This is a genomic window from Erysipelatoclostridium sp. DFI.2.3, from assembly GCF_019132535.1.
In the GTDB taxonomy this organism is placed as follows: Bacteria; Bacillota_I; Bacilli_A; order Erysipelotrichales; family Erysipelotrichaceae; genus Clostridium_AQ; species Clostridium_AQ innocuum.
In genome coordinates this window covers 1-1,150 of the sequence record NZ_JAHOOJ010000056.1, presented here as the reverse complement: position 1 = coordinate 1,150, position 1,150 = coordinate 1, and the positions used below count along the sequence as shown (strand labels likewise).

The 1,150-nt window shown below is 40.4% G+C and carries 1 protein-coding gene; it reads left to right on the top strand.

The window, feature by feature from the left end; translation table 11 throughout:
- The coding region (locus KSZ58_RS23055) for a hypothetical protein (protein WP_242406568.1) at positions 1 to 1,023 on the top strand (1,023 nt) is incomplete at its 5' end.
- Between the last annotated feature and the right edge of the window lie 127 nt (positions 1,024 to 1,150).

Genomic DNA, 1,150 nt, shown 5'->3' with positions numbered 1-1,150 from the left:
AAACGCAGAGATCGTACTCCGGGAGCTTGTAATGGCTGTGAGAAACTGAAAAGCTGCCGCTTTGATAAATACCTCTATAAACCTACGATCGCCTATGAGGAATACCGTAGCGAACTCGTTGAGTCTCGAACCGGAATCAATCTGACCTCATCAGAAGCTGTAGAGCTAGGCAATACCATCAAGCCTCTTATATTAAAAGGTCATTCACCTTATCAGATCATAGCTGCACATCCCGAACTTGGAATCAGTGAGAAGACACTCTACAACTATATTGAACAAGGTGTATTCGAATGTGTTGGCATTGCTAATATTGACCTTCGTATAAAAGTCAAAAGAAAAATGACCGCTAAGAAGAAGACGATCTATAAAAAACGACAAGACCGTAAATTCCTTGTTGGACGGCTTTACACAGATTACCAATCCTATGTTGAGTCTGAGGAAATCACACACATTTTACAAATGGATACAGTCTATAATGACATTTCCAATGGACCGTTTATCCAGACTTTCAAATTCATCAAATATGGGCTCCTGTTTGCTGTATATCACGACACGAAGACTGCTGCAGATATGGTTGACGGACTAGCTGTTCTTGATTCCATCCTTGGAAAAAGCCTGTTTGAACAGGAAGCTCATATAACACTCACCGATCGCGGAGGTGAATTTACTGATGCTGAGCATATGGAAAAAAGAGACGATGGTACCAGAAGGACACGAGTCTTCTATTGCGACCCTATGCAGTCCGGGCAGAAAGGAAGCCTGGAAAATATGCATCGTGAATTACGTTATATATTACCTAACGAAGTAGACTTACGCAGTATCGGCCTGACCGATCAGACTTCCTTGAATGTAGCCATCTCACATATCAATTCCAGTGCCAAGGAACATTTGAATGGAAAATCCCCATTTGAGCTATGTGAGTTCATGTGTCCGGAATTAGCGCAGAAACTTTATGAATTTGGTCTACAGAAAATAGATAAGGACGAAGTGATACTTCGTCCAAGCGTATTGACTCATAAGTAACAAACAGATGATATAAAGAATGATAAGAGCAGCGGCAAAGAACAGTTATTTATAGTGTAACTATAAAATAGAAGTGGAATTTAGTTATACATAGGCATAATGGAGCCTATTTTCAGTGCGCTTATTC